This window comes from Micromonospora qiuiae (assembly GCF_016863555.1).
GTDB classification, from domain to species: domain Bacteria; phylum Actinomycetota; class Actinomycetes; order Mycobacteriales; family Micromonosporaceae; genus Micromonospora; species Micromonospora qiuiae.
The window spans coordinates 38181-59693 of record NZ_BOPC01000044.1; the positions used below are offsets into that span (position 1 = coordinate 38181).

The following is a 21513-nucleotide window of genomic DNA, read 5'->3' on the forward strand; positions in this document are numbered from 1 at the left end:
CAGTTACGCGTACGGCGAACCGGGAATCGACCGGCGTGGCCGGAAGCGCATCTCCCCACCACCGTGACCCACGGTAGCCCGGTCCGCTGAGAGCTAGCTGAACGCCGACCGATGCCGGTAGCCAGGCCGCGGCAGGTCACGAGCGGGCGTAGACCTCCGGTTTGAGCACGCCGACGTACGGCAGTTCGCGGTAGCGCTCGCCGAAGTCGAGGCCGTAACCGACGACGAACTCGGTGGGGATGTCGAAACCGACGTACTTGACCGGCACGTGCACCTTGACCGCGTCCGGCTTGCGGAACAGCGCGACCACCTCGACACTCGCCGCCGACCGGGATTCCAGATAGCGAAGCAGCCAGGAGAGGGTCAGCCCGGTGTCGACGATGTCCTCCACCACCACGACGTGCCGCCCGGCGATGTCCCGGTCGAGGTCCTTGAGGATGCGCACCACTCCCGAGGAGGTGGTGCCCTGCCCGTACGACGAGATGGCCATGAAGTCCAACTCGGCGGGCGGCCCCTGCCGCCCGAGCGCCCGGGCGAAGTCGGCCATGAACATGACCGCCCCCTTGAGCACACAGACGAGCAGCAGCCCGTCGGTGACGTGGGCGTGGTCCGCGGAGACCTGCTTGGCCAGTTCCGCGATCTTCTCGCGGATCTGCGCCTCGGAAATGATCACGTGGTCGATGTCGGCGTCGTACCAGGAGCCGTCAGCCATGACCCTAGCCTGCCGTACGCCCTGGGTGAGCCGTCGCCGGGGCCGCCTCTTTGCCGGGCGACCCCGGGACGGACCCTTCCGGCAAAGCGGACCGATCATCTCAGCATGGGCGAGATCGCCATCGACAGCCGGCCTCGGATGGCTTCCGGTCGGCCGAGTCGCGACTGTCGGCGGTCAGCCCCGCAGCCGAGGCGAGGGCAAGGAACAGGAGGAAGAGCAGAACGAACAGACGCCGCCGCCCTACGCCACCACTTCACCCGGCGGGTCGGTGCCAGCCCGCACGCCTATCGCCGCACGTTCCGCGACCGCGCCCCGGTCGGTTGATCCGGGGCCGCCGACAGCAGCCGGCCGGCGCTGCGGAACACCCGCAGCCCACCGGGCAGGTATGCCGGCCCCTGCCCCCGCCAGGCGGTGACCAGCGTGTCGAGCGCGGTGAGGTGGCGGTGGGACAGCGCGGCCGGAGCTGCGCCCAACTCGTGGGCCCAGGCTCGCAGCACCCGGGAACGGACCGCCGGAGCCAGGTCGGCGAGGACCTTGACCACCAGCCCACCCTCGGGATGCCGAGCCTCGATCAGCGCCTCGACGGCCAGTCCGTCCAGTACGAGGTTGTCCGCCGCGACCAGCCGGGCGGTGCGGGCCAGATTGTCCAGCACTCCCGGCCCGAGCGTCCGGACCAGCAGGGGCAACACGTCGTTCCGGATCCGTGACCGGGCGTACGCGGGGTCGCTGTTGTGCGGGTCCTCCCACGGCGTCAGCCCCAACGCCGCGCACGCCGCGCGAGTCTGCGCACGGTCGATCTCCAGCAGCGGCCGGAGCAGCGGCACCCCGTTCAGGTCACGGCGGCTGGGCATCCCGGCCAGCCCGCGCGGGCCGGCACCTCGGGCCAGTGCGAGCAGCACGGTCTCGGCCTGGTCGTCCCGGGTGTGCCCGGTGAGCAGGCCCGCTACGCCGTGCCGCCCGGCCACCTCGGCCAGCGCCTGGTAGCGGGCATCGCGGGCCGCCGCCTCGGGACCGCCCGGCCGGCCGGTGACGTCGACCCGAACCACCTCCACGGGCGCGAGACCGGCCTGTTCGGCCCACCGCGCCACCGCTTCGGCCCGCTGGGCCGACCCGGTCTGCAGCCCGTGATCGACGGTCACCAGGCCAGCGGCGCGGCCCACCCGTGGCGCGACGAACGCGGTGGCTGCGGCCAGGGCGAGCGAGTCGGCCCCGCCGGAGCAGGCGACCAGCACCGACCCGTACGTCGGCAGAACGGCCAGCGCGCGACGGACCGCGAGCCGGATCGCGGCGACCGGCGGGGCGAGCGGGGCCACGGGTGGCTGCTCAGCCCGCGTCCGGCACCGGGCCGACCGGCCCGTGCACCCGGGCCACCCAGGCGTCCGGTTCACTGAGCTCGGACAGCCGGGGCAGGGTCAACGGTGACTCGAAGACCCGGTTGAAACCGGCCATGCCGACTCGGTCGACCACCGCGTGCACGAACTTGCGCCCCTCCGCGTACTGCCGCATCTTGACGTCGATGCCGATCAGCCGCCGGACCGCCTTCTCCACCGGGTTGCCGGCCTCCCGGCGCCGGTTGAACCCGGCCCGGATCCGTTCCACGCTTGGGATCACCTGCGGGCCGACGCCGTCCATCACGAACTCGGCGTGCCCCTCCAGCAGGGTCATCAGCGCGGTCAACCGGTCCAGCACCGCCCGCTGCCCCGGTGTCTGCACGATGTCCAGCACGCTGGCCCGGCTCTGCGGGTTGCGGACCGCGTCGGCGAGGGTGCCCATGCCCCGGCGCAGCCGGTCCAGCAGATGCTCGCCGCCCTGCGCGGCGTCCACGAAGGCCTGCACCTCGCCGAGGAAGTACGCCCGCATCCACGGCACAGCGGTGAACTGCGTCCGGTGGGTCACCTCGTGCAGGCACACCCAGAGCCGGAAGTCGCGCGGGTCGGCGCCCAGCTTGCGCTCCACCTCGACGATGTTCGGCGCGACGAGCAGCAGTTGCCCCGGATCGGCGGAGAAGACTTCGTACTGGCCGAGCACCCGCCCGGAGAGGTACGCCAGCACAGTGCCCGCCTGCATCCCCGTGACCCGGGAGCCGACCGCCTCGGTCAACGCGCCGGGCTGCTTGTTCTCAGTGAGCCGGCCGACCAGGGGGGTGATCACCTCACGCAGGCCGGCGACGTTGGTGGCGGCCCAGTCCCGCCGGTCGACCACCCGCACCGGCGGATGCGCCACCTGCGATGTCAGCCCGGTGTATGTGGCGACGTGCCCGGCCGCCTCGTCGGTCAGCCGGCGCAGGTCGGCGACCACCTCGGTGGCCTCCGCGTACGACACCCGGGGGCCCGACTTGCCCAGTGCCCCCGCGGTCGCGACGGCCAGATCCCAGTCCACGAACTGCGCCATGCGACCCACGGTACCCGCGTCGGGACACCCTGCCCGGGTCCGCCGGTTCCCTCAGTGACAGCCACAGGTGGCGAGGGCCGCCGCGATCCGGTCGAGCGCCACCCGGGCCGGCTCCCCTCCGTCCGGCGGAACCTGGTCGGTGAGCACCGCGAAGGCCAGCAATCGTCCTTCGGTCGTGGTCACCACCCCGGCGATGGCGTGCACCCTGGTCAACGTGCCTGTCTTGGCGCGGACCGTCCCGACTCCGGCGGCCGTGCCCGGCGCCGAGCCGTAGCGGTCGCGCAGCGTGCCGGACCAGCCACCGACCGGGAGCCCGCTGAAGACGCCACCGAGTTCGGGCCGGTCCGGGCTGGCCGCGAGCGCCAGCAGTTCGGTCAGCAGCACCGGACTGACCAGGTTCGTGCGGGACAGACCGCTGCCGTCGGCGAGCCTCATGCCGTCGGTCGGCAGGCCCAGTTCGGACAGCACGTCGGTCATCGCCGCGGCGGCACCGGCGAACGAGGCGGGCTGGTCACGGGCCAGGGCGACCTGGCGGGCCAGCGCCTCGGCGACGATGTTGTCGCTCTCGCTGATCATGATGTCGACCAGCCGGATCAGCGGCGGGGAGTGCACCACGCCCAGCTCGGCGCCGGGCTCGACGGTCCCGGCCGGCGTCCCGGTCGGCGCCGCTGGAGCGGTGCCCCGCCGCACGGCGGTTTCCGGTACGCCGAGCAGGCGGGCGAAGGCCCGGCCGGCCGTGAGCTCCGGCTGGGGAACCCGCTCGGCCCACCCCTGGCCGGCCTTGGGATCCTTGCGCGCGCCGTCGAGCATCAGCGCGGTCACTGCGGCGCCGTACCCGTGGGTGGGGATGTCCTCGTCCCAGCCCGGCTCGTGCACCGGCCCGGGGTAGAGCGACGCATCGACGACGACCCGGGTCGGCGCGATCCCACCCAGTGCCGTACGCACCTGGTTGGCGAGGTCTTTCAGGCTGGCCGCCCCCGGATAGAAGCCCTTGGCACCGGCTGCCAGGGCCGGGTCCCCGCCGCCGACGATCACCACCTCACCCGGCTCTGATCCGGCCACCGCCCGGGTCGGAATCCGGTATCCGGGGCCACGCGCGGTGAGCACCGCCACCGCGGTCAGCAGCTTGGTCACCGAAGCCGGCACGGTGCCCTCACCGCCACCCCGTTCGAAAAGCGACTGCCCGGTCAGCACGTCGGCCACCGCCAGGTTGACCCGACCGCCGAGAGCGGCATCGCCGACCAGCGGGTCGAGCACGGCGCGCAGCCCTTCGGCACTGGGCATCGGCGCGCCGACGTCGGCTGTGGCCAGCACCGCGACCGGCACGGGTTCCGGCACGCCGGTGCTGGCGGGACCGGCGGATCCGTCGCCCAGCCAACGCCCCACCGGCCCGGGGCGAGCCACGACCAGCCCCACCGCGACGAGAACGAGCACCAGAACGGCGGCGAGCACCAGCGGCAGTCGCCGGCGGGAGGGAGACCGGGGCGGCTGCGCAACCGCGCCGGCGGGCGGGCCGCCGCCACCCGGTGGCTGATCGGGTGCCAGAGTTGTTCCGTCCGGCTTTGGGCGATTTCCCGCCGTCAACTCGGGCGTCGGTTCGGTGGCGCCCCGCACTGAGGCCGTGCCCCTGTGTGACGAGGCGGACGGGCCGGACGCTGGCGGTGTGAGCGGAGCCGGAGATTGCGGCCGGAGGGCTTGCGCGTCGGGCACCGGGACCCGCCCGGTCGCCGGCTTCGCCGGCGGCTGACCGGTACCCGCCTCACCGGCACCCCCGGGACGGTAGTGTGAATCTTCCCTCCCCACGACCCCCTCCTCCCCGTCTGGAACTGACCTGGGTGACACTACTTCGGTCCGAAGACTATGCGGCGGTCGGAGTCGGTGGGTGCGCATTCGCCTGTCCGGGTTGGCCGCCGGTTCCGCGTCAAGCCAGCGTGGGCGAACGAGGGAGCGTGCAGATGGATTTCGACGTCACGGTTGAGATCCCCAAGGGTCACCGCAACAAGTACGAGGTGGACCACGTGACCGGCCGGATCCGGCTGGACCGCACGCTCTTCACCTCCACCCAGTACCCGGCGGACTACGGATTCATCGAGGGCACCCTGGGCGCGGACGGCGACCCACTGGACGCCCTGGTGCTGGTACCCGAGCCGACTTTCCCAGGCTGCCTGATCCGGTGCCGCACCATCGGCATGTTCCGGATGACGGACGAGAAGGGCGGCGACGACAAGGTCCTCTGCGTCCCTTACGAGGATCCGCGACAGGAACACCTGCGTGACATTCACCACCTCGGTGAGTTCGACCGGCTGGAGATCCAGCACTTCTTCGAGGTGTACAAGGACCTGGAGCCGGGCAAGTCGGTCGAGGGAGCGACCTGGGTGGGGCGTACCGAGGCCGAGGCCGAGATCCAGGCGTCGTACCAGCGGGCCAGGGAGGCCGCGGAGCGCGGGGAATCCACGCACTGACCCGATCTGTCGACCGGCCCGGGGTTGCTAGCCGAGCAGCCCTCGGGCCCGTTCGTAGAGGCCGAGCACCGCGCAGGCGATCGGCACCACGGAAACCACCAGGACAGTGTCGGTGACATCGGCGAGCCGACCGAGGTACGGGGAGACCGGCCGGCGGGCGTACGTGATGCCGCTGGCCACCACCATCAGGGCGACCAGCAGCCCGCCGACCGCCAGGGCGAGTTGACCGGTCGGGCCGGTCTGTGCGGTGAGCACCGCGCCGAGGACGGCGTATCCGGCCGACCCGGCGAGCACCAGCGGCACCCGGTGTCGGATCGCCGCGAAGAGCCGGGCCCGCAGCAGCAGCACCGCCGAGGCCACCGCGACGAGCAGCCGGCCGGCACCGCCGCCGGTGACACCGAGAACCACCGCGGCGGCCACGGCCAGCACCCCGTGCGCGATCAGCATTCCGGTCAGCATCTCCTCGGTGCGGGTTACCGCCGCGTACACCCGTCCCCGGTCGGGCAGGTCGCGGGCCCGGTCCGGGTCGTCCGGGGCGCCGGTGGGCAGGGTGATCGGCGGCAGCGGCACCTTGCCCAGCCGAATGGCCAGCAGCGGAATCGCCCCGATCGCGAAGGGCAGCACGCAGAGCAACACGGCCGCCGTGCCGGCCGGACCGAGCAGCAGGGCACCGAGGGCGGCCGGAACACCGACCGCGCCCGTCACCACCCCCGCCACGAAGACCCGTAGCCGGGTCGCCACCCCGAGCAGCCCGAGCACCGAGACCAGCAGCAGCGCCGCTGAACCGGCCAGCAGCTCGGCCGCGCCGATCCAGCGCAGCGGGGCGAGCGGACCGACCGGGTCGCCCGAGCTGACGGCGAGCGCACCGGCCGTCGCCGCGTAGGGGAGCGCATAGCCACCGACCGTCGCTCCCGCCGGCCCGTCGCCCTGGGCGCGGGACAGCACCGTGCCGGCCAGCACGAGCAGCACTGCCACCAGGGTCGCGGCCTGCCAACCGGCCGCCTGGCCCGGTCCACCGGCGAGCAGGGCGAGCAGGCCGACGGCGAGCGGGACTGCGGCACCGCCCAGCGCGGCGGCTCGGGTGGCGTTGGGCGACCAGGCACCGCCGCGCCGCCGTGCGCCGTCGACGATAACCTCCACCACGTCGTCGTACTCCAGCTCGGGCCATTGGGCGCGGGCCGGCACCAGGTGCAGCACCTCGCCGTCGCGGACGCCCTGGGTGAGCAGGGGCTGCGCGGTCGCCAGCACGCTGCCGTCGCAGCGCCGGAGCACCCAGCCGCCGTGCCGTTCGCCATCGTCGGCGAGGCCTTCGCCCACGTGGCGCAGCACCTCGGGTAGCAGTTCGACGAGCGGAACCTGCTCTGGCAGGGCCACGTCCACCCGTCGCTGAGGGGCACTGACGGTGACCCGAGCCAGCCCGATTGTCATCGATTGATCTCCATGTCGAACGGGGGTGACGGCTGCGCGGACGGAAGGACTTTACCTACGATGAGCCAGGTTCGCGTTACCGAGCGCGGTCAGGAGGTCGAGTGTCCACTGTCGTCATCCGGCGGCCGCCGCGGCGTCCGGCACCGCAGATTCCCGCGGGTCAGCTGCCGGTCGAGGCACCGCCGGAGATTCCGGCGGGCACCGGCGGACGCTGGCACCAGATGCTGATGGTGCTGCCGATGCTCGGTGGCACGGTCGCGATGGCGATGATGTTCGGCCGGGGCGGGGGTGCCTACTCGTACGTGGTCGGTGGCATGTTCGGCCTCTCCTCGCTGGCCATGCTGGTGACCACCTGGGGCAGTGCCTCGGGCAGCCCGAAGAAGTCCGAGATGATGGCGGCCCGCCGGGAGTACCTGCGGCACCTGACGACGCTGCGACGCCAGGCTCGGCAGACTGCGATGCGGCAGCGCGTGGGCCTCTTCTACCGCCATCCGGATCCGGCGCTGCTCTGGTCGACGGTGGACAGCCACCGGGTCTGGGAGCGGCGCCCCACCGATCCGGATTTCGCCGTGGTGCGGGTCGGGGTCGGGCCGCAGACCCTGGCCACCCCGTTGGTCCCGCCGGTCACCCGCCCGCTGGAGGAGCTGGAGCCGATGACGGCCGGCGCCCTGCGCCGATTCCTCGACGCGTACTCCGTGGTGCCCGACCTGCCGGTGGCCGTGTCGCTGCGCAGCTTCGCCCGGATCTTCGTCCGGGGCACGTCGACCGGCCCTAGCGGATCGGCGGACGCACAGGCGCTTGCCCGGGCGATGCTCACCCAGCTCGCGGTGTTCCACGCCCCGGACGAGTTGCTCGTCGCCGTCTGCGCCGGGCCGGAACGACGCGGCGCCTGGGAGTGGGTCAAGTGGCTGCCGCACGCCCAGCACCCGACCCGCGGCGACGCTCTCGGTCCGGTGCGGCTGGTGACCAGTTCGGCGGTCGAGTTGGAACGCCTGCTCGACGAGGTGCTCGCCCCCCGGTCCCGGTTCAGCCCGGCCGGTCCCGCCACCGACGGGCCGCACCTGGTGATCGTCCTGGACGGCGGCGACCTCACCGGCACCAACGAACTGGCCGGGGACGGCGGCATCGACGCGGTCACCCTGATCGACCTGGGCACCCCGCCACCCCGGCTGCTCGACCGCTACGCACTGCTACTCGATCTGCGCGGCGGCCGGTTGCGGTCGCACTCGGCGGACGGACCCGCGGAGGTCGGCAGGGCCGACGCACTGGCGATCGCCGAGGCCGAGGCGGTGGCCCGCCGGTTGGCACCGCTGCGCCTGGCCGCCGCCACCAGTAGGACGGACACGACGCCCGGCATCGAGCCGGGACTGCCGGAGTTGCTCGGCATCGGCGACCCGGAAAGCTTCACTGCCGACCAGGGCTGGGCCCCGCGATCGGCGCGGGAGCGACTGCGGGTCCCCATCGGCGTCGGCGTGGACGGCGGTGCGGTCGAGCTGGATCTCAAGGAGTCGGCGCAGGACGGTATGGGCCCCCACGGGTTGCTCATCGGCGCCACCGGCTCCGGCAAGTCCGAGCTGCTGCGTACGCTGGTGCTCGGGCTGGCCGCCAGCCACTCCTCCGAGCAGCTCAACTTCGTGCTGGTCGACTTCAAGGGTGGGGCGACGTTCGCCTCCTTCGACCGGCTGCCGCACACCGCGGCGGTGATCACCAACCTGGCCGACGCGCTGCCCCTGGTCGACCGCATGGTCGACGCGATCAACGGAGAACTCGTCCGCCGGCAGGAACTGCTGCGCCGGGCCGGCAACTTTGCCAGCCTCCGCGACTACGAGCGGGCCCGGGCCGCGGGCAGCCCGTTGGCTCCACTGCCATCGCTGTTGCTGATCTGCGACGAGTTCTCCGAACTGCTGTCGGCCAAGCCCGATTTCATCGATCTGTTCGTCCAGATCGGTCGGCTGGGCCGGTCCTTGGGCGTACATCTGCTGCTGGCCTCGCAGCGGCTGGAGGAGGGTCGGCTGCGCGGCCTCGACACCCACCTGTCGTACCGGATCAGCCTGCGGACCTTCTCCGCGTTGGAGTCGCGAACGGTGCTCGGGGTGCCCGACGCGCACCAGTTGCCCCGCTCTCCGGGGCACGGCTACCTGCGCTTCGGCACCGAGCCGTTACTGCGATTCAAGACCGCCTACGTCTCCGGGCCGGTACGCCGTCGCGGCGCGGAGGCCGCCGCCGTCGGACCCGCCCGGCCTCGGTTGCTCACCTTCTCCACCCACTTCACACCCGCCCCGCCGCCTCCCGCACCCGTTGCCGAGCAGGAGGAGGAGAACCAGGAGACCCTGCTGGACATGTTGGTCGCCCGGCTTGCCGGGCAGGGACCACCGGCCCACCAGGTGTGGCTGCCGCCGCTGGACGGCGCACCTGCGCTGGACGAACTGGTCGGGCCGCTCGTGGTGGATCCGCACCGCGGGCTGACCTTCGGCAATCCGGAGCTGCACGGGGCGCTGCAGGTGCCGGTGGCCGTGGTCGACAAGCCGTACGAGCAGCGCCGCGACGTGCTCTGGCTGGCGTTGGACGGCGCGGCGGGCCACGTCGCGGTCGTCGGCGGTACGCAGAGCGGCAAGTCCACCGCGCTCCGCACGATGATCTGCTCGTTGGCGCTCACCCACACCGCGGCCGAGGTGCAGGTCTACTGTCTCGACTTCGGCGGCGGCGGGCTGGCCGCGCTGCGTGACCTGCCCCAGGTCGGCGGCGTCACCGGCCGGACCGACCCCACCGGCGTACGACGCACGGTGGGCGAGATGGCCACCCTGCTGGCCGACCGGGAACGCACCTTCGCCGAAGCCGGGGTGGAGTCGATCAGCGCCTGGCGACAGCATCGCGCCGCCCGGGCCCGGGCCGGTGAGCCCGATGACGACCTGTTCGGCGACGTCTTCCTCGTCGTGGACGGATGGGCCACCCTGCGCGCGGAGTACGACGACCTCGAACCGTTGATCACCGACCTTGCCACCCGCGGCCTGTCGTACGGCCTGCACGTGGTGGCGAGCGCGGTGCGCTGGCTGGACTTCCGCCCGGCCATCCGGGACCTCTTCGGTTCCCGGCTGGAGCTACGCCTCGGTGATCCGTCCGACTCACTGGTCGCCCGCCGCGCGGCGGTCGACGTACCGGAGCAGAAGCCGGGGCGGGGCATCACCGCCGAGAGCCTGCACTTCCTCACCGCGCTGCCGCGCTCCGCCGACTCGGACACTGTCGGCCTCGTGCGGCGGGTGCAGGAAGCCTGGTCCGGGCCGGCGGCCCCGCGGGTGCGGCTGCTTCCCGCGGTGCTGCCGTACGCCGATCTCGACCTCGATGCCACCACCGGGTTGCAGATGCCGATCGGAATCGCCGAGGCGGACCTGCGTCCCGTCGTCCTCGACTTCGCCACCGAGCCGCACTTCGTGGTCTACGGCGACGCCGAGTGCGGCAAGTCGTCGTTCCTGCGCGCCCTGGCCACCTCGATCGTCACCCGGTTCACCCCGGAGCAGGCTCGGGTGATCCTGGTGGACTATCGGCGCAGCCTGCTCGGTGTCATCGAGACACCTCACCTGATCGGGTACGGCACGGCCGCGGCGCACACCGCCGAGCTGATCGAGTCAGCCGCCGGCTACATGCAGGGCCGGATTCCCGGCCCGGAGGTCAGCCCGGCACAGTTGCGCGACCGGTCGTGGTGGTCCGGGCCGGAGTTGTTCGTCCTGGTCGATGACTACGACCTGGTCGCCAGCGGGCCGGCGAACCCGCTGCGGGCCCTGGAGGAGCACCTGCCGCAGGCCCGGGACGTCGGACTGCACCTGGTACTGGTACGCCGATGCGGCGGTGCCGGCCGCGCCCAGTACGAGCCCGTCATGCAGCGGCTGCGCGAACTGTCCACCTCGGGCCTGGTGATGTCGGGCAACCCGGAGGAAGGCGCGCTGCTCGGCGCGGTACGGCCCGGTCCACTGCCGCCCGGACGCGGCCGGCTGCTCACCCGACGCGAGGGGGTACGCCTGGTCCAGCTGGCCCACCTGCCGCCACAGTGACCCGGAGTCCACGGAACGCCCCTGAAACCGGGACGGAACCGGTAATCTCCGATCGTCATGTGTCCTGCGACGAATGGCTGAGAATGTGACCAGGGTGCGGCACAGCGGCCCGCTCGGGCCCCGACGGCTCGCTCACCGGACGCTGCTCGTGGCGTTGGCCACCGTGCTGGCGGCCGCCGTCACGGTCACACCCGCCACCGCCATGCCGGTCACCTCACCCGCCTTCAGCGTCCCGGTGGCGTACGCGCCCGCAGACGTGATCGAACGCGCTGACCAGATCCGCGACGAACAGTGGCAACTCGACAAACTGGGCGCGGAGATCGCCTGGCGGACCTCGACCGGGCGCGGAGTGACGGTCGCCGTCATCGATTCCGGGGTGGACGGTTCCCATCCGGATCTGGTCGGCCGGGTACTCCCCGGGCTCGACCTGGTCTCCCCGGATGGCACGGCAGAGCCGGATCCGGTCGGCCACGGCACGACGGTGGCCGGCCTGATCGCCGGGCGCAACGACGACCGACAGGGCGTGGTCGGGCTGGCGCCGGAGGCCCGGATCCTGCCCGTGCGGGTTCTCGACGAGGAGAACCGCTACGACGACGCCCTCATCGTGGCCAAGGGCGTGCGGTGGGCGGTCGACAACGGTGCGCGCGTGATCAACCTGTCTCTCGGCGGCAGTGGCGACAGCGCCGCCCTGGCCGCTGCCATCGACTACGCCTTCGCCCGTGACGTGGTGGTGGTCGCCTGTACCGGCAACCTCGCCACCTCTCCGGACGCGAAAGTGTGGTACCCGGCCCGCGAGCCGGGCGTGGTCGCGGTCTCCGGTCTTGAACGCAACAGCAACAACCTGTGGAGCGGCGCGATCACCGGCCGCGCCACCGTCCTCACCGCTCCGGCCAGCGGACTCGTCGGCGCTCGCCCGCCTTCCGGCTACTGGCGGGTGCAGGGCACCAGCTTCGCCGCGCCGCTGGTCGCCGCGACCGCGGCCCTGATCCGGTCCCGTTTTCCGCAGATGTCCGCCGGCGACGTGGTGAACCGGCTGCTGGTCACCGCCAAGGACATCGGCCCCACCGGCCGCGACGACCGGTTCGGCTACGGCCTGGTCGACCCGATCGCGGCACTCACCGCCGACGTGCCGCTGATCCACCACAATCCACTGGACGACAACGACTCGCCGGGGGTCAGCGGGTTCGGTACGGCGCCCGGTCTGACCCAGGTGGACGAATCGGACGCCGACCAACTCGGCCTGAGCGGGCCGCGCCAGGAGACCCGGTGGCGGGCCCGTGCCGCCGGGTCGCCGGACGATGCCGCCACGGAACGGCTCTGGATCGGCTCGGCGATTTTCGTCGCCCTGCTCACCGGTGCCGCGCTCATGGTGCGCCGGTTCCGGCAGTCACAGCGCTGACCGAAGCGGTGCCGGGTGAAGCACGGTGGCCGGCGGCTCGGCCGGCTGCCGGGCGGCGACTGAGCGTCAGGTGCAGTCGCCGGTGCCGACGCCGCGGGTGCGCTGAGCGCCTTCCAGCGCCACCGGGCGTGCCTCGGCGGCGGTCACCGCGAAGCCGGTGTTCGGGTCGTCGGCCGCCGCCGCGAAGATCACCCCGAGCACCAGACCGTTCGAGGAGACCAACGGGCCACCTGAGTTGCCGCTGCGCACCAGCGCCCGGATCGTGTAGATCTCCCGGGTGACGTTCCCCGAGGAGTAGATGTCCGGGCCGGTGATCGAATCGACGTCCCGGACCCGCGCCGACTGCGCGTTGTACGGTCCGTCCAACGGGAACCCGAGCACAATGGCGTCCGCGCCGGTGGAGGCGTTGCCGGCGGCGAACCGCATCGACGGGCCGGGCAGCCCGGGAACGTACAGCACGGCCAGGTCCCGGTTCGGGTCGTAGACGACGACCTCACCCTCGTACCGGTCGCCGCGCAGTTCCACCGCGACGGAGCGGGTGCCGGCGACCACGTGGGCGTTGGTCATCACCCGGTCGTCGGCGTAGACGAAGCCGGAGCCCTCGATCCGCCGGGAACAGCTCGGCGCGGAGCCGAGCACCTTGACCACCGAGCGCTGGCCGTTGGCCACCACCTCGGAGCCGGCGAGGGCCGGGTCGGGCGGTTCGACCTGTCGGGCCTGGGTGCGCCGCAGGCCGTCGAAGACGTCCGGGAAGCCGTTGGTGTCGACGGTGTTCCGCAGCGCTCTGGACAGCTGCTGGGCCTGGTCGGGCATGACAGCGTCCACCGTGCGCAGCAGCGCGCTGTTCTTCACCGACGCGGCCAGCCAGGGCAGCGAGGAGGAGCCGAGTGGCACCGCGACCAGCCAGGCGACCAGGAGCACCGCGAAGAGCGAGACGAACGCGCCGCCGATGTCGTCGATCCGCCGGCCCACGTCGCTGCCGATCGTGCGGCGCAGGTGCGAACCGAGCCACCCGGCGAGCGCCTGGCCGACCACGGCCAGGCCGAAGATGGCGACCAGTGAGATCAGTACCCGGGTGCCGCTGTCCACGAACTGCTGGGCGAACATCGGCCCGACCTGGAGGCCGACCAGGGCGCCCAGGAAGAACCCGGAGAACGACAGCACCCCGATGACGAACCCCTGTCGGTATCCGCTGATCGCGAACACGAGCATGAGTAACAGCAGTACGAGATCCACGGCCGACACGGCTCAAGCGTACGGGCCAGTGGCTCGCGGGATGACGATCGCTTGCGGAAGGTGACGGCCCGATCAGCGGACCGCGCTCTCGTCGGCCTCGTCGGTACCGGCCGACGGGGCCGGCGAGGCCGCGACCGGCGGCAAGTCGATCACCCGGTCACGCGGCCACGGCCGGCTCCAACCGCCCATGTCGAGCAGCACCGCCAGCACCCCGGCGGTGAAACCCCAGACGAGCATCCCGCGTACGGAGAACGCGGGCCCCACCCAGCCGCTCGGGTGGCGCACCTGAACCCGGTTGTCCGGGTTGACCAGCTCGGCGATCGGCAACCGGGCCACATGTGCCACCTCGGCCGGCTGCCGCGGATGCACCGGGTGTGGCGCGTGCCACCAGGCGAGCACCGGGGTCACCACGAATTCGCTGACGGGGATCCACAGCTTCGGCAGCTCGGCCAGCAGGGTGACGCTGGCCAGGTCGAGGTCGACCTCCTCGTTGGCCTCGCGCAGCGCGGTCGCGGCGGCGTCGGCGTCTTCCGGATCGGCGGCTCCGCCGGGGAAGGCCGGCTCGCCGGCGTGTCTGCGCAGGGTGGCGGCCCGCTGAAGGATCAGCACGTCCGGGCCGGTGTCGGTCGCCTCGCCGAGCAGCACCAGCACGGCGCTCTCCCGGCCACCGCGCTCCGGCGTACGCAGGCGGGTGAAGTCCTCACGACGCGCGGTGCCGAGCCGGACCAGCAGCGGCGCCATCCAGGCTGGCGGCTGCCGCTGCCCACCGTTCGCCGTCCGGCCGTGACTCATGCCGATACCTCGCTCATGCCGGCACCGTGATGTCGAGGTGCCGCCGGACGAGTTCGGCGAGCCGGGCGTCGTCCAGCGCGCCGGAGGTGTCGATGTGCCGGATCCGCCCGTCGGCGGCGACGAAGATGGTCAGCGGAAACGCATTGCGGCGCAGCGCACGCTGCAGCGCCTCGCCCTGGTCGAAGATCATCGGGAAGCGGATGCCGAAGTCCTCGCCGATGGACTGCGCGGCCTCGCGGGTGTCCCGGGTGTTCACCCCGATGACTCGCAGTTGCCCCTCGCTGCGCTGGCTGAGCCGTTGGAAGGCGGGCAACTCCTTGCGGCAGGGCCCACACCAGGAGGCCCAAATGTTGATCACAGCCGGACCGGCCACGTCCCGCAGGGCGACCGGGGCGCCACCGGTGAAGCAGGTGAGGGTCAGCTCGGGTAGCAGATCAGCGGCTGCGACCGGGTCGCCGGGGCCCGCCGGGCCGCCGGTGAGGGCAGCGCAGTCCTCGAAGGGCGACGGTCGGCTGGCTGCCGCTTCCTGTCGGCTGGACGGGGCGGCGTCGGGCTCGCTGGTGCAGCCGGTCGTGACCAGCATCACCAGCGACAGCGACAGCAGGGCGAGGCGGCGGATCACGGCGCCTCCGCCCGGACCGCCTGCACGGGCACCAGGTCGGGATCGACCCCGGCGGCGGCCGCGAGGTCGCGGGCCCGGGGACCCTTGAGCAGCTTCGCGGCGAGGGCCGGATCGGTCGGCCCGGTGCCGTACGACGGGCAGAGCTTCACCAGGGTGCACGCCCCGCAGGCGGGCTTGCGGGCGTGGCAGACCCGGCGGCCGTGGAAGATGATCCGGTGCGACAGCATGGTCCAGTCGCGCTTCGGGAACATCGCTCCGATCGCGTGCTCGATCTTGACCGGGTCGGTCTCGGTGGTCAGCCGCCAGCGTTGCACCAGCCGCTGGAAATGGGTGTCGACGGTGATGCCGGGCACGTCGAAGGCATTGCCGAGGATGACGTTGGCGGTCTTACGGCCGATTCCGGGCAGCGTCACCAGGTCGACCAGCCGGCCGGGGACGCGCCCGTCGTACCGCTCGACGAGCGCCTGACCGAGCCGGATCAGTGAGCTGGTCTTGTTGCGGTAGAAGCCGGTGGGCCGGATCAGATCTTCCATCTCGGCGCGGTCCGCCCCGGCGTAGTCGACGGCGGTCGGGTAGCGGGCGAAGAGCTTGGGCGTGACCTCGTTGACCTTCTTGTCCGTGCACTGGGCCGAGAGGATGGTGGCGACGGCCAACTCCAGCGGGCTGGAGTGGTGCAGCTCACAGTGCGCGTCGGGATGTGTCTCGGCAAGCACACGGCCGATCCGCCGCGCCCGTCGGGTACGCCCGAGGTCGGTCTCGGTGGCACTTCTGGTCACGACGGCCAGCCTACGTCGTCGCTCAGACTCGCCGGCCGAGCCCGGAGACCGACGCGGAGTGGGCCACCGGGATCGCCGCGCGCCGGACGGGATCAGCCGGCCTCCGGCGGGCTGATCTTCCCGGAGTCGTCGAACCGTGCGCCGGACTCCGGGAAGTCGAGCTCGGTGAGCTCCCGGAGCAGCCCGAGGCCGCGGTCGTCGGGATCCATCGTCGGCTTGCGGGCGTCGTTCATGTAGGTGGAGACGAACGAGCCGCCGGCCCAACTGCCGTCCGGGTTGAGCTTGACCTTGAGCACCCCGCCCCAGCCGAGCCGGCCGTTGTTGCTCAGGGAGTTGCCGCCTCCGGCGAAATTGCCCAGGCTGTACGCGATCAGCCGGCCCTTGTAGAACTCCATGCCGCGCAGCACGTGCGGGCCATGGCCGACCACCAGATCGGCCCCGGAGTCGATCATCGCCCGGGAGAATTTGATCGGATCGCCCCGGTTCTCGCCGAGGAACATCTCGGTGCCCGGTCGGACCCGCGTCATCTCCGCGCCCTCGGCGCCCATGTGCACCTGCACCACGACGATGTCGGCCATGGTGGCGGCCTTGGCGATCACCTTCTTCGCGGCCGGGATGTCGACCAGGCTGTTCGACCAGGCGTACGAGGAGAAGCCGGCGACCGCCACCTGGACGCCCTTGACGTCGACCACGGTGATCTGGTCGGGCGCCCCGGTGTGCGCGAGACCGTGCTCCTCCAGGGCCTTCTGGGTGTTCTCGTACCCCTTCGGCCCGAAATCGTTGCCGTGGTTGTTGGCCTGGTTGAGCAGGTCGAACCCGGCGTCGGCCAGATGTGCGGCGTACTCGGGCGGGGCCCGGAACTGGAAGCAGCGGGTGGAGTTGGCCCCGCACTTGCCGGTGCCGGTGTCCACGGTCAACGGCTCTTCCAGGTTGCCCATCACCAGGTCGGCGGCGAGCGCCTTCTTGACCGAGTCGAAGAAGCCCTTGCCGTTGTTGGGCGGTAGCCGGTTGGGTGCCATCGCCATGACGATGTCGCCGGTGGCGGAGAGCGAGATCGGCTTGACCGCGGGGGCGCTCGACTCGACCGGCCCACCGGTGGCACCGCCACCCGCACCGGGTTGCCAGACCGGTCGCTCACCGGAGTCGCCGCAGCCGGCCAACAGAAGGGCGACGAGGAACGCGCTGACCACCATGCGGCGACGCGAACGGGACGGGAGAGGGGCGGCAGAGTACATCGTGAGCGACGCTACCGGGCGGGTAACTCGATCACGAGGGCCGATCGGGTGGGAGAATCAGCCCGGAAGCCGATCCGACCATGGGACGGTGTCGGTCCCCACCGCCAGCACTGCGGCGTGCACCGCCCGGGCGAGCGGTGCCCCCCAGGTCGAACGCGGCCCGCCGTAGTCACAGACCGGCTCGTCCGGCGGGCAGAGAACGGTGACAGCGTCGGTCGGGGTGCCGGTGCCGGGCAGGCCCAGGTCCCCGATCGCCTGCGCCTTGGCCTCGGTGGCCGTGGCCACGGCGTTGACCAGTGCCGCGTCGCCGAGCCGGGCCGGGACGTACGCCACGATGTTGACCGTGCCGACCCGCTGCGGCACGGGCACGGCCGGGGCCGCCGCCGGCACCGGGGTGCCCAGGCCGACGGTGGCCCAGACCCGCACGCCGCCGTCCGTCCGCGCCACCACCTCGCCCACGTCCACCCCGGTCAACAGCCCCACCCCGGGCCCGTCGAGCCCGAGGCACCGAGCCATGCCGGCCAGGTGGTCGGCGGGGTCGTCCCGGTCGTACGACATCGGCACGGTCGCGTTCAGCACCCACCGCCGTACGCCTATCCCGCCGCCCAACGGCGCGGTGCTGACCGCGCGCAGGGGGCGTCCGGCACGCCACACGAGCAGCGGCACGTCCCGTCCGTTCTCGTGGCGCTCGGTCAGCAGGGGGTCACTCAGCACGCCGTGACCCTATGGCCGGCGGCGGCCTCGGCCGACGGCGGCCCGGACCGGGCGGGCCGACGGGACGGCCGGGGTCGGCGTGGAACACCACTGGGTGATCTCGACGGAGGATTGCACATCCAACGATCAAGATTCCAGGGGTGCACCTCCGATTCCTGCTCACGTGCGCCTAGACTGGTCGGCGCGCGACGGATCAGCGGACGGCAAACCCCGCCGACGGACGGCACGCGTAACCGGAGGTGCGCGATGGACGAGGTACTGGCCCGCAGCGGGATCTTCCAGGGCGTCGACCCGGAGGCGGCCGAGGCGCTCGCCAAGGAGATGGACACGATCGAGATCCGCAAGGGCGAGGTCGTCTTCAACGAGGGTGAGCCTGGCGACAGCCTCTACATCCTGCTGTCTGGCAAGATCAAGGTAGGTCGCCGAGCAGCGGACGGCCGGCAGAACCTGATCGCGGTGATGGGCCCTTCGGACATGGTCGGTGAGCTGTCGCTGTTCGACCCGGGCCCGCGTACGGCGACCGCCACCGCGGTCACCGACAGCCGCCTGGCCCGGCTGCGCAAGCAGGCCCTGCGCCCCTGGCTGAACAACCGTCCGGAGATCGCCGAGCAGTTGCTGCGGGTGCTCGCCCGCCGGCTGCGCCGGACCAACGACGCGCTCGCCGACCTGATCTTCACCGACGTGCCGGGGCGGGTCGCGAAGAACCTGCTCCAGATGGCGGGCCGGTTCGGCACCCGGGACGGCGGCGTGCTGCGGGTGACGCACGACCTGACCCAGGAGGAGATCGCCCAGCTCGTCGGCGCCTCCAGGGAGACGGTCAACAAGGCTCTCGCGGACTTCGCCTCGCGCGGTTGGCTCCGACTGGACGGCAAGAGCATCATCATCCTCGACCCGGAGCGCCTGGCCCGCCGCGCCCGCGTCTGACGCCCCGAGGTGGCCGAGTCCCAGAGCTGCTGGCGCACCTGCGCGAGGTCGGTGGCCGGGCGGTCCGGGGCGGCCGGCGTGCCGCTGGGATAGGTCTCGCGGTGGTCGCAGGTCGAGCTGGCCCGGCTGATGATTCAGAAGGCTGCCGTGCTGTACGACGCCGGCCAGGGCCTGAAGGCCGGCATCTCCGCCAACATGGCGAAGTACGCAGCCGGAAACTCGGCCAGGACAAGTCGCACCAAAGAGAGACCGGCAATAGGTGGTGGCGACGAGGTGGGTCCCGAGCCGCCGAGTGAGCCGGGCCGCGGGCCGTCGGGCCCGGTGATGCTGTGCCTGGGGTGGCGCGGGTTGCGGTATCTCGGGCCGATCGGGTAGGCGCGAGGTGCGGCATGCAGCGGTCTCCGGTCCGATGGGCGGCGCGGGTTGCGGCGTGTCGGGGTGTCCGGGGCCGCTGAGGCCGCGAGTTGCGGCATCTCGTGCAAAGACCACGAGTTGCGGCATCCTGCGCGACGGTGCTGGGTAAGAGCCCCTCAGCATGATCGGCCGGTAGCTGCAGGCTGGGCCATAGAACGCAGGTGTCGAGGAGGGCGGGCTCTATTCCTTCAGGCCCCTCCGTCCACGTGTGACGGCGCGACGCGCCTCCCGCAGTCTCCGCAGCACGACTTCAAGATCCTCTTCGTCACCGCAAACCCTGCTGCAGAGCCTCGACGACCTGACGAAGCACGCCGCATATCTCGGCGGGAAGTAACCGCTGTTCGTTTCTTGCGTCTACGCTACTCGGAGAAACGGTCGTTCGTGCAGCCGCTCCGCCCGCAGTGATCAATGCCGTCAGTTGGTCTCGGCCGCGAGCGGCGCCGAGGTACGACGGGCGTTCGACGGCCCGCCGTACCCCGGCGTGGATCAGCGGACCATCAGCGGGCCGACGGCTGGCAGCGGCGCGACCACCGGCGGGAGCTGCTTGGCCGCACCGCGCCGGGGCGTGCCCTCGGCGGCCAGGTCACTCTTGGACGTCTCCGCCCGCTGGACCGCTGCTGACTCCGGCAGCTCCTCGAACGGCTGGACGTCGCCCTTGCAGACCTTGCCCTTCTTCGGCAGCGTCAGCCGGAGCAGGTACGCGTCGACCGCCCCGGTCACGCAGGCCGACGTCCCGTAGGCGGCGTGCCCCCAGCTGTCGCTGGACAGCAACCGGCTGTTCGGCAGCAGCTTCGAGGCGGCCACCGCCCCGTTGTAGTTGGTGGCCGGGTCCCAGTAGTTGCCGACCACCAGCACCGGGTTGACGGTGCGCCGGTTGAACGGGCCGGTGAAGCGGTCCTCGTCGCGTACCGTCCAACTGTCCCGGGCGCAGGGCGAGCTGAGCCACGTCCAGAGCCGGCCGAAGTGCGGGTCACGCTGGTCGGCCCTGGCCGCCCGCGTCGCCCACGACGCCGCGTCCTTCGGGTGGTTGGCGTCGGTGCAGTCCACCCCGAGGAAGGTCTCCAGGCCGTTGTCGTACGGGAAGTCGTAGCCGCGGGCCTGCTGTCGTGTCTGGATGGCCCGCTGAACCACCGAGACCCGGGCCTGCTCGCGAGTCGCCTTCGCCGCCGACGGGTGGGTCAGCTGCAGCAGGTCGGCGGTGAGGAAGGTGACCTCGTAGGCGTACGGGCTGTACAGGATGTCGAGGGCCCACTGGATGAACGTGGCGTAGGTGACGGTGAAGGAGCCGTACTCATCCTCGGTGACGACCGGCTTCGCCTTCAGCCGCTTGGTCAACAGTTCGAACTGCGCCATCGCGTCGCCACCGGCCAGGGGGCAGGCGTCGAGGCCGGCGGCCTCGCACCGCTTCATGATCTCGCGCAGCGCCTTGTACGCGCCCTGCGCGCTGCGCATCCGCGTCTCCTGGTCGAGGTCACCGGACCGGCCGCTCCCGAACCACGCCGTCGCGTCCAGCACACCGTCGATCACCACGGCACGGACCCGGTCGGGGAACATGTTGGCGTAGTACTGCCCGAGGATGCTGCCGTAGCTGAAGCCGAGGTAGGTGAGCTTCTTGTCGCCGACCGCCCGGCGCAGCACGTCCATGTCGCGGGCCACCTCGGCCGTCGACATCGCGCCGCTGATCGGCCGGCCGGTGGTCGAACAGGCCTTGCCGACCGCGATCACTGAGGCGACGAACGCCTTCTCCTCTTCCCTGGTGTTCGGGAAGGCGACGTGCAGCCCCTCGTACGCGCGGGTCTGGTCCTTCACCGACTTGAAGCACCTGACCTGCTCGCTGGCGGCGACGCCACGCGGGTCGATCCCGACCACGTCAAACCGGTCGAGCAGTTCGTCACCGAGGAAGTACGGCGCGGCGAGGGCGGCGTCCGTGCCCGAGCCGCCCGGTCCACCCGGGTTGACGAAGAGGCTGCCGATCTTGCGCTTCTGGTCGCGCGCCTTCACCCGCAGCACGGCGATCTCGGTCGTCGCCCCGCGCGGCTTGTCGTAGTCCAGCGGCAGGTCGACCGTGGCGCACTCGGCGTAGCCGTAGCACTTGTACCAGTCCAGTTTGGGCGTCGGTACGCGGTCGACCCGCAACCGCTCGGCAATGCTGGTGCGGTGCGCGACGGTCGCGCCGCCGATCGAGGTCGGAGCGGCGGTGGCGGGTGCGACCGCCGTTCCGACGAGAAGCACGCCGGAGAGCCCGGCGGCGGCCAGTGTCCGGATTAGTCGTGGCATGTGAACGCCTTCCGATCGGTTACGGGACACATCGGGTCGAGCCCGACCATGGAAACTCTAGAGACATCAGGCAATGCATCGGCTC

General features: G+C 72.0%; 16 protein-coding genes and 2 pseudogenes. 6 read left to right on the forward strand and 12 right to left on the reverse strand.

Features of this window, described 5'->3' with window-relative positions:
* Positions 1-136 precede the first annotated feature (136 nt).
* Complete coding sequence (gene hpt / locus Vqi01_RS16830) at positions 137-712, reverse strand: hypoxanthine phosphoribosyltransferase (RefSeq protein ID WP_204035746.1); 576 nt, start codon at positions 710-712, stop codon at positions 137-139.
* Between the two features lie 210 nt (positions 713-922).
* Between hpt and Vqi01_RS31625 the strand changes: the two are divergent.
* Positions 923-1036 (forward strand): annotated as a pseudogene (locus Vqi01_RS31625) (AraC family transcriptional regulator); the annotation flags it as partial.
* Here Vqi01_RS31625 and tilS read toward each other — a convergent pair.
* From tilS to dacB, 3 genes are read right to left on the reverse strand one after another with little or no spacing between them, the layout of a single operon-like run.
* Positions 997-2025 carry a tRNA lysidine(34) synthetase TilS gene (tilS, locus tag Vqi01_RS16835; RefSeq protein ID WP_204035747.1) on the reverse strand — a complete coding sequence of 343 codons (1029 nt, stop codon included), beginning with the start codon at positions 2023-2025 and terminating at the stop codon, positions 997-999. The pseudogene Vqi01_RS31625 and the gene tilS sit on opposite strands and share 40 nt — an antisense overlap.
* Before the next feature lie 10 nt (positions 2026-2035).
* Positions 2036-3103, reverse strand: coding sequence for an Rv3626c family coenzyme F420 biosynthesis-associated protein (locus Vqi01_RS16840; protein ID WP_204035748.1), 1068 nt, complete (start codon positions 3101-3103; stop codon positions 2036-2038).
* Between the two features lie 51 nt (positions 3104-3154).
* Positions 3155-4648 carry a D-alanyl-D-alanine carboxypeptidase/D-alanyl-D-alanine endopeptidase gene (gene dacB, locus Vqi01_RS16845; RefSeq protein WP_204035784.1) on the reverse strand — a complete coding sequence of 498 codons (1494 nt, stop codon included), beginning with the start codon at positions 4646-4648 and terminating at the stop codon, positions 3155-3157.
* Between the two features lie 410 nt (positions 4649-5058).
* Between dacB and Vqi01_RS16850 the strand changes: the two genes are divergently transcribed.
* Positions 5059-5565 (forward strand): inorganic diphosphatase, encoded by a 507-nt coding sequence (locus tag Vqi01_RS16850; RefSeq protein ID WP_204035749.1) that lies wholly within the window; start codon positions 5059-5061, stop codon positions 5563-5565.
* A 27-nt stretch (positions 5566-5592) separates the two neighbouring features.
* On the opposite strand, the gene eccD is transcribed toward Vqi01_RS16850, so the two are convergent.
* A complete protein-coding gene (gene eccD, locus Vqi01_RS16855) occupies positions 5593-6993 on the reverse strand; it encodes a type VII secretion integral membrane protein EccD (protein ID WP_204035750.1) in 1401 nt (466 codons plus the stop codon).
* Positions 6994-7094: 101 nt separating this feature from the next.
* Between eccD and eccCa the strand changes: the two genes are divergently transcribed.
* Together eccCa and mycP are read left to right on the forward strand one after the other, a co-directional pair.
* Complete coding sequence (gene eccCa / locus Vqi01_RS16860; protein WP_204035751.1) at positions 7095-11039, forward strand: type VII secretion protein EccCa; 3945 nt, start codon at positions 7095-7097, stop codon at positions 11037-11039.
* 73 nt (positions 11040-11112) lie between these two features.
* Positions 11113-12438, forward strand: a complete 1326-nt coding sequence (gene mycP / locus Vqi01_RS16865) for a type VII secretion-associated serine protease mycosin (RefSeq protein WP_204035752.1) — start codon at positions 11113-11115, stop codon at positions 12436-12438.
* 66 nt (positions 12439-12504) lie between these two features.
* Here the strand turns inward: mycP and Vqi01_RS16870 are convergent, their stop codons facing one another.
* The 6 genes from Vqi01_RS16870 to Vqi01_RS16895 form a co-directional block, all read right to left on the reverse strand.
* A complete protein-coding gene (locus tag Vqi01_RS16870; RefSeq protein ID WP_204035753.1) occupies positions 12505-13683 on the reverse strand; it encodes a MarP family serine protease in 1179 nt (392 codons plus the stop codon).
* Positions 13684-13746: 63 nt separating this feature from the next.
* Positions 13747-14466 (reverse strand): NUDIX hydrolase, encoded by a 720-nt coding sequence (locus tag Vqi01_RS16875; protein WP_204035754.1) that lies wholly within the window; start codon positions 14464-14466, stop codon positions 13747-13749.
* Between the two features lie 13 nt (positions 14467-14479).
* Positions 14480-15049, reverse strand: coding sequence for a TlpA family protein disulfide reductase (locus Vqi01_RS16880; protein WP_372444372.1), 570 nt, complete (start codon positions 15047-15049; stop codon positions 14480-14482).
* Between the two features lie 35 nt (positions 15050-15084).
* Positions 15085-15864, reverse strand: coding sequence for an endonuclease III (gene nth, locus Vqi01_RS16885; RefSeq protein ID WP_204035756.1), 780 nt, complete (start codon positions 15862-15864; stop codon positions 15085-15087).
* A 92-nt stretch (positions 15865-15956) separates the two neighbouring features.
* On the reverse strand, positions 15957-17099 hold the full coding sequence (locus Vqi01_RS16890) for a CapA family protein (RefSeq protein ID WP_204035757.1): 1143 nt from the start codon (positions 17097-17099) through the stop codon (positions 15957-15959).
* A gap of 57 nt (positions 17100-17156) precedes the next feature.
* Positions 17157-17813, reverse strand: a complete 657-nt coding sequence (locus Vqi01_RS16895) for an adenosylcobinamide amidohydrolase (RefSeq protein WP_204035758.1) — start codon at positions 17811-17813, stop codon at positions 17157-17159.
* Positions 17814-18059: 246 nt separating this feature from the next.
* On the opposite strand from Vqi01_RS16895, the gene Vqi01_RS16900 reads away from it, so the two are divergent.
* Both Vqi01_RS16900 and Vqi01_RS16905 read left to right on the forward strand, forming a co-directional pair.
* Positions 18060-18737 carry a Crp/Fnr family transcriptional regulator gene (locus Vqi01_RS16900; RefSeq protein WP_204035759.1) on the forward strand — a complete coding sequence of 226 codons (678 nt, stop codon included), beginning with the start codon at positions 18060-18062 and terminating at the stop codon, positions 18735-18737.
* A gap of 108 nt (positions 18738-18845) precedes the next feature.
* Positions 18846-19001 (forward strand): annotated as a pseudogene (locus Vqi01_RS16905) (acyl-CoA dehydrogenase); the annotation flags it as partial.
* A 636-nt stretch (positions 19002-19637) separates the two neighbouring features.
* Here Vqi01_RS16905 and Vqi01_RS16910 read toward each other — a convergent pair.
* Positions 19638-21428: an alpha/beta hydrolase gene (locus Vqi01_RS16910; protein ID WP_204035760.1), complete on the reverse strand. Its 1791-nt coding sequence runs from the start codon at positions 21426-21428 to the stop codon at positions 19638-19640.
* Positions 21429-21513: the final 85 nt, after the last annotated feature.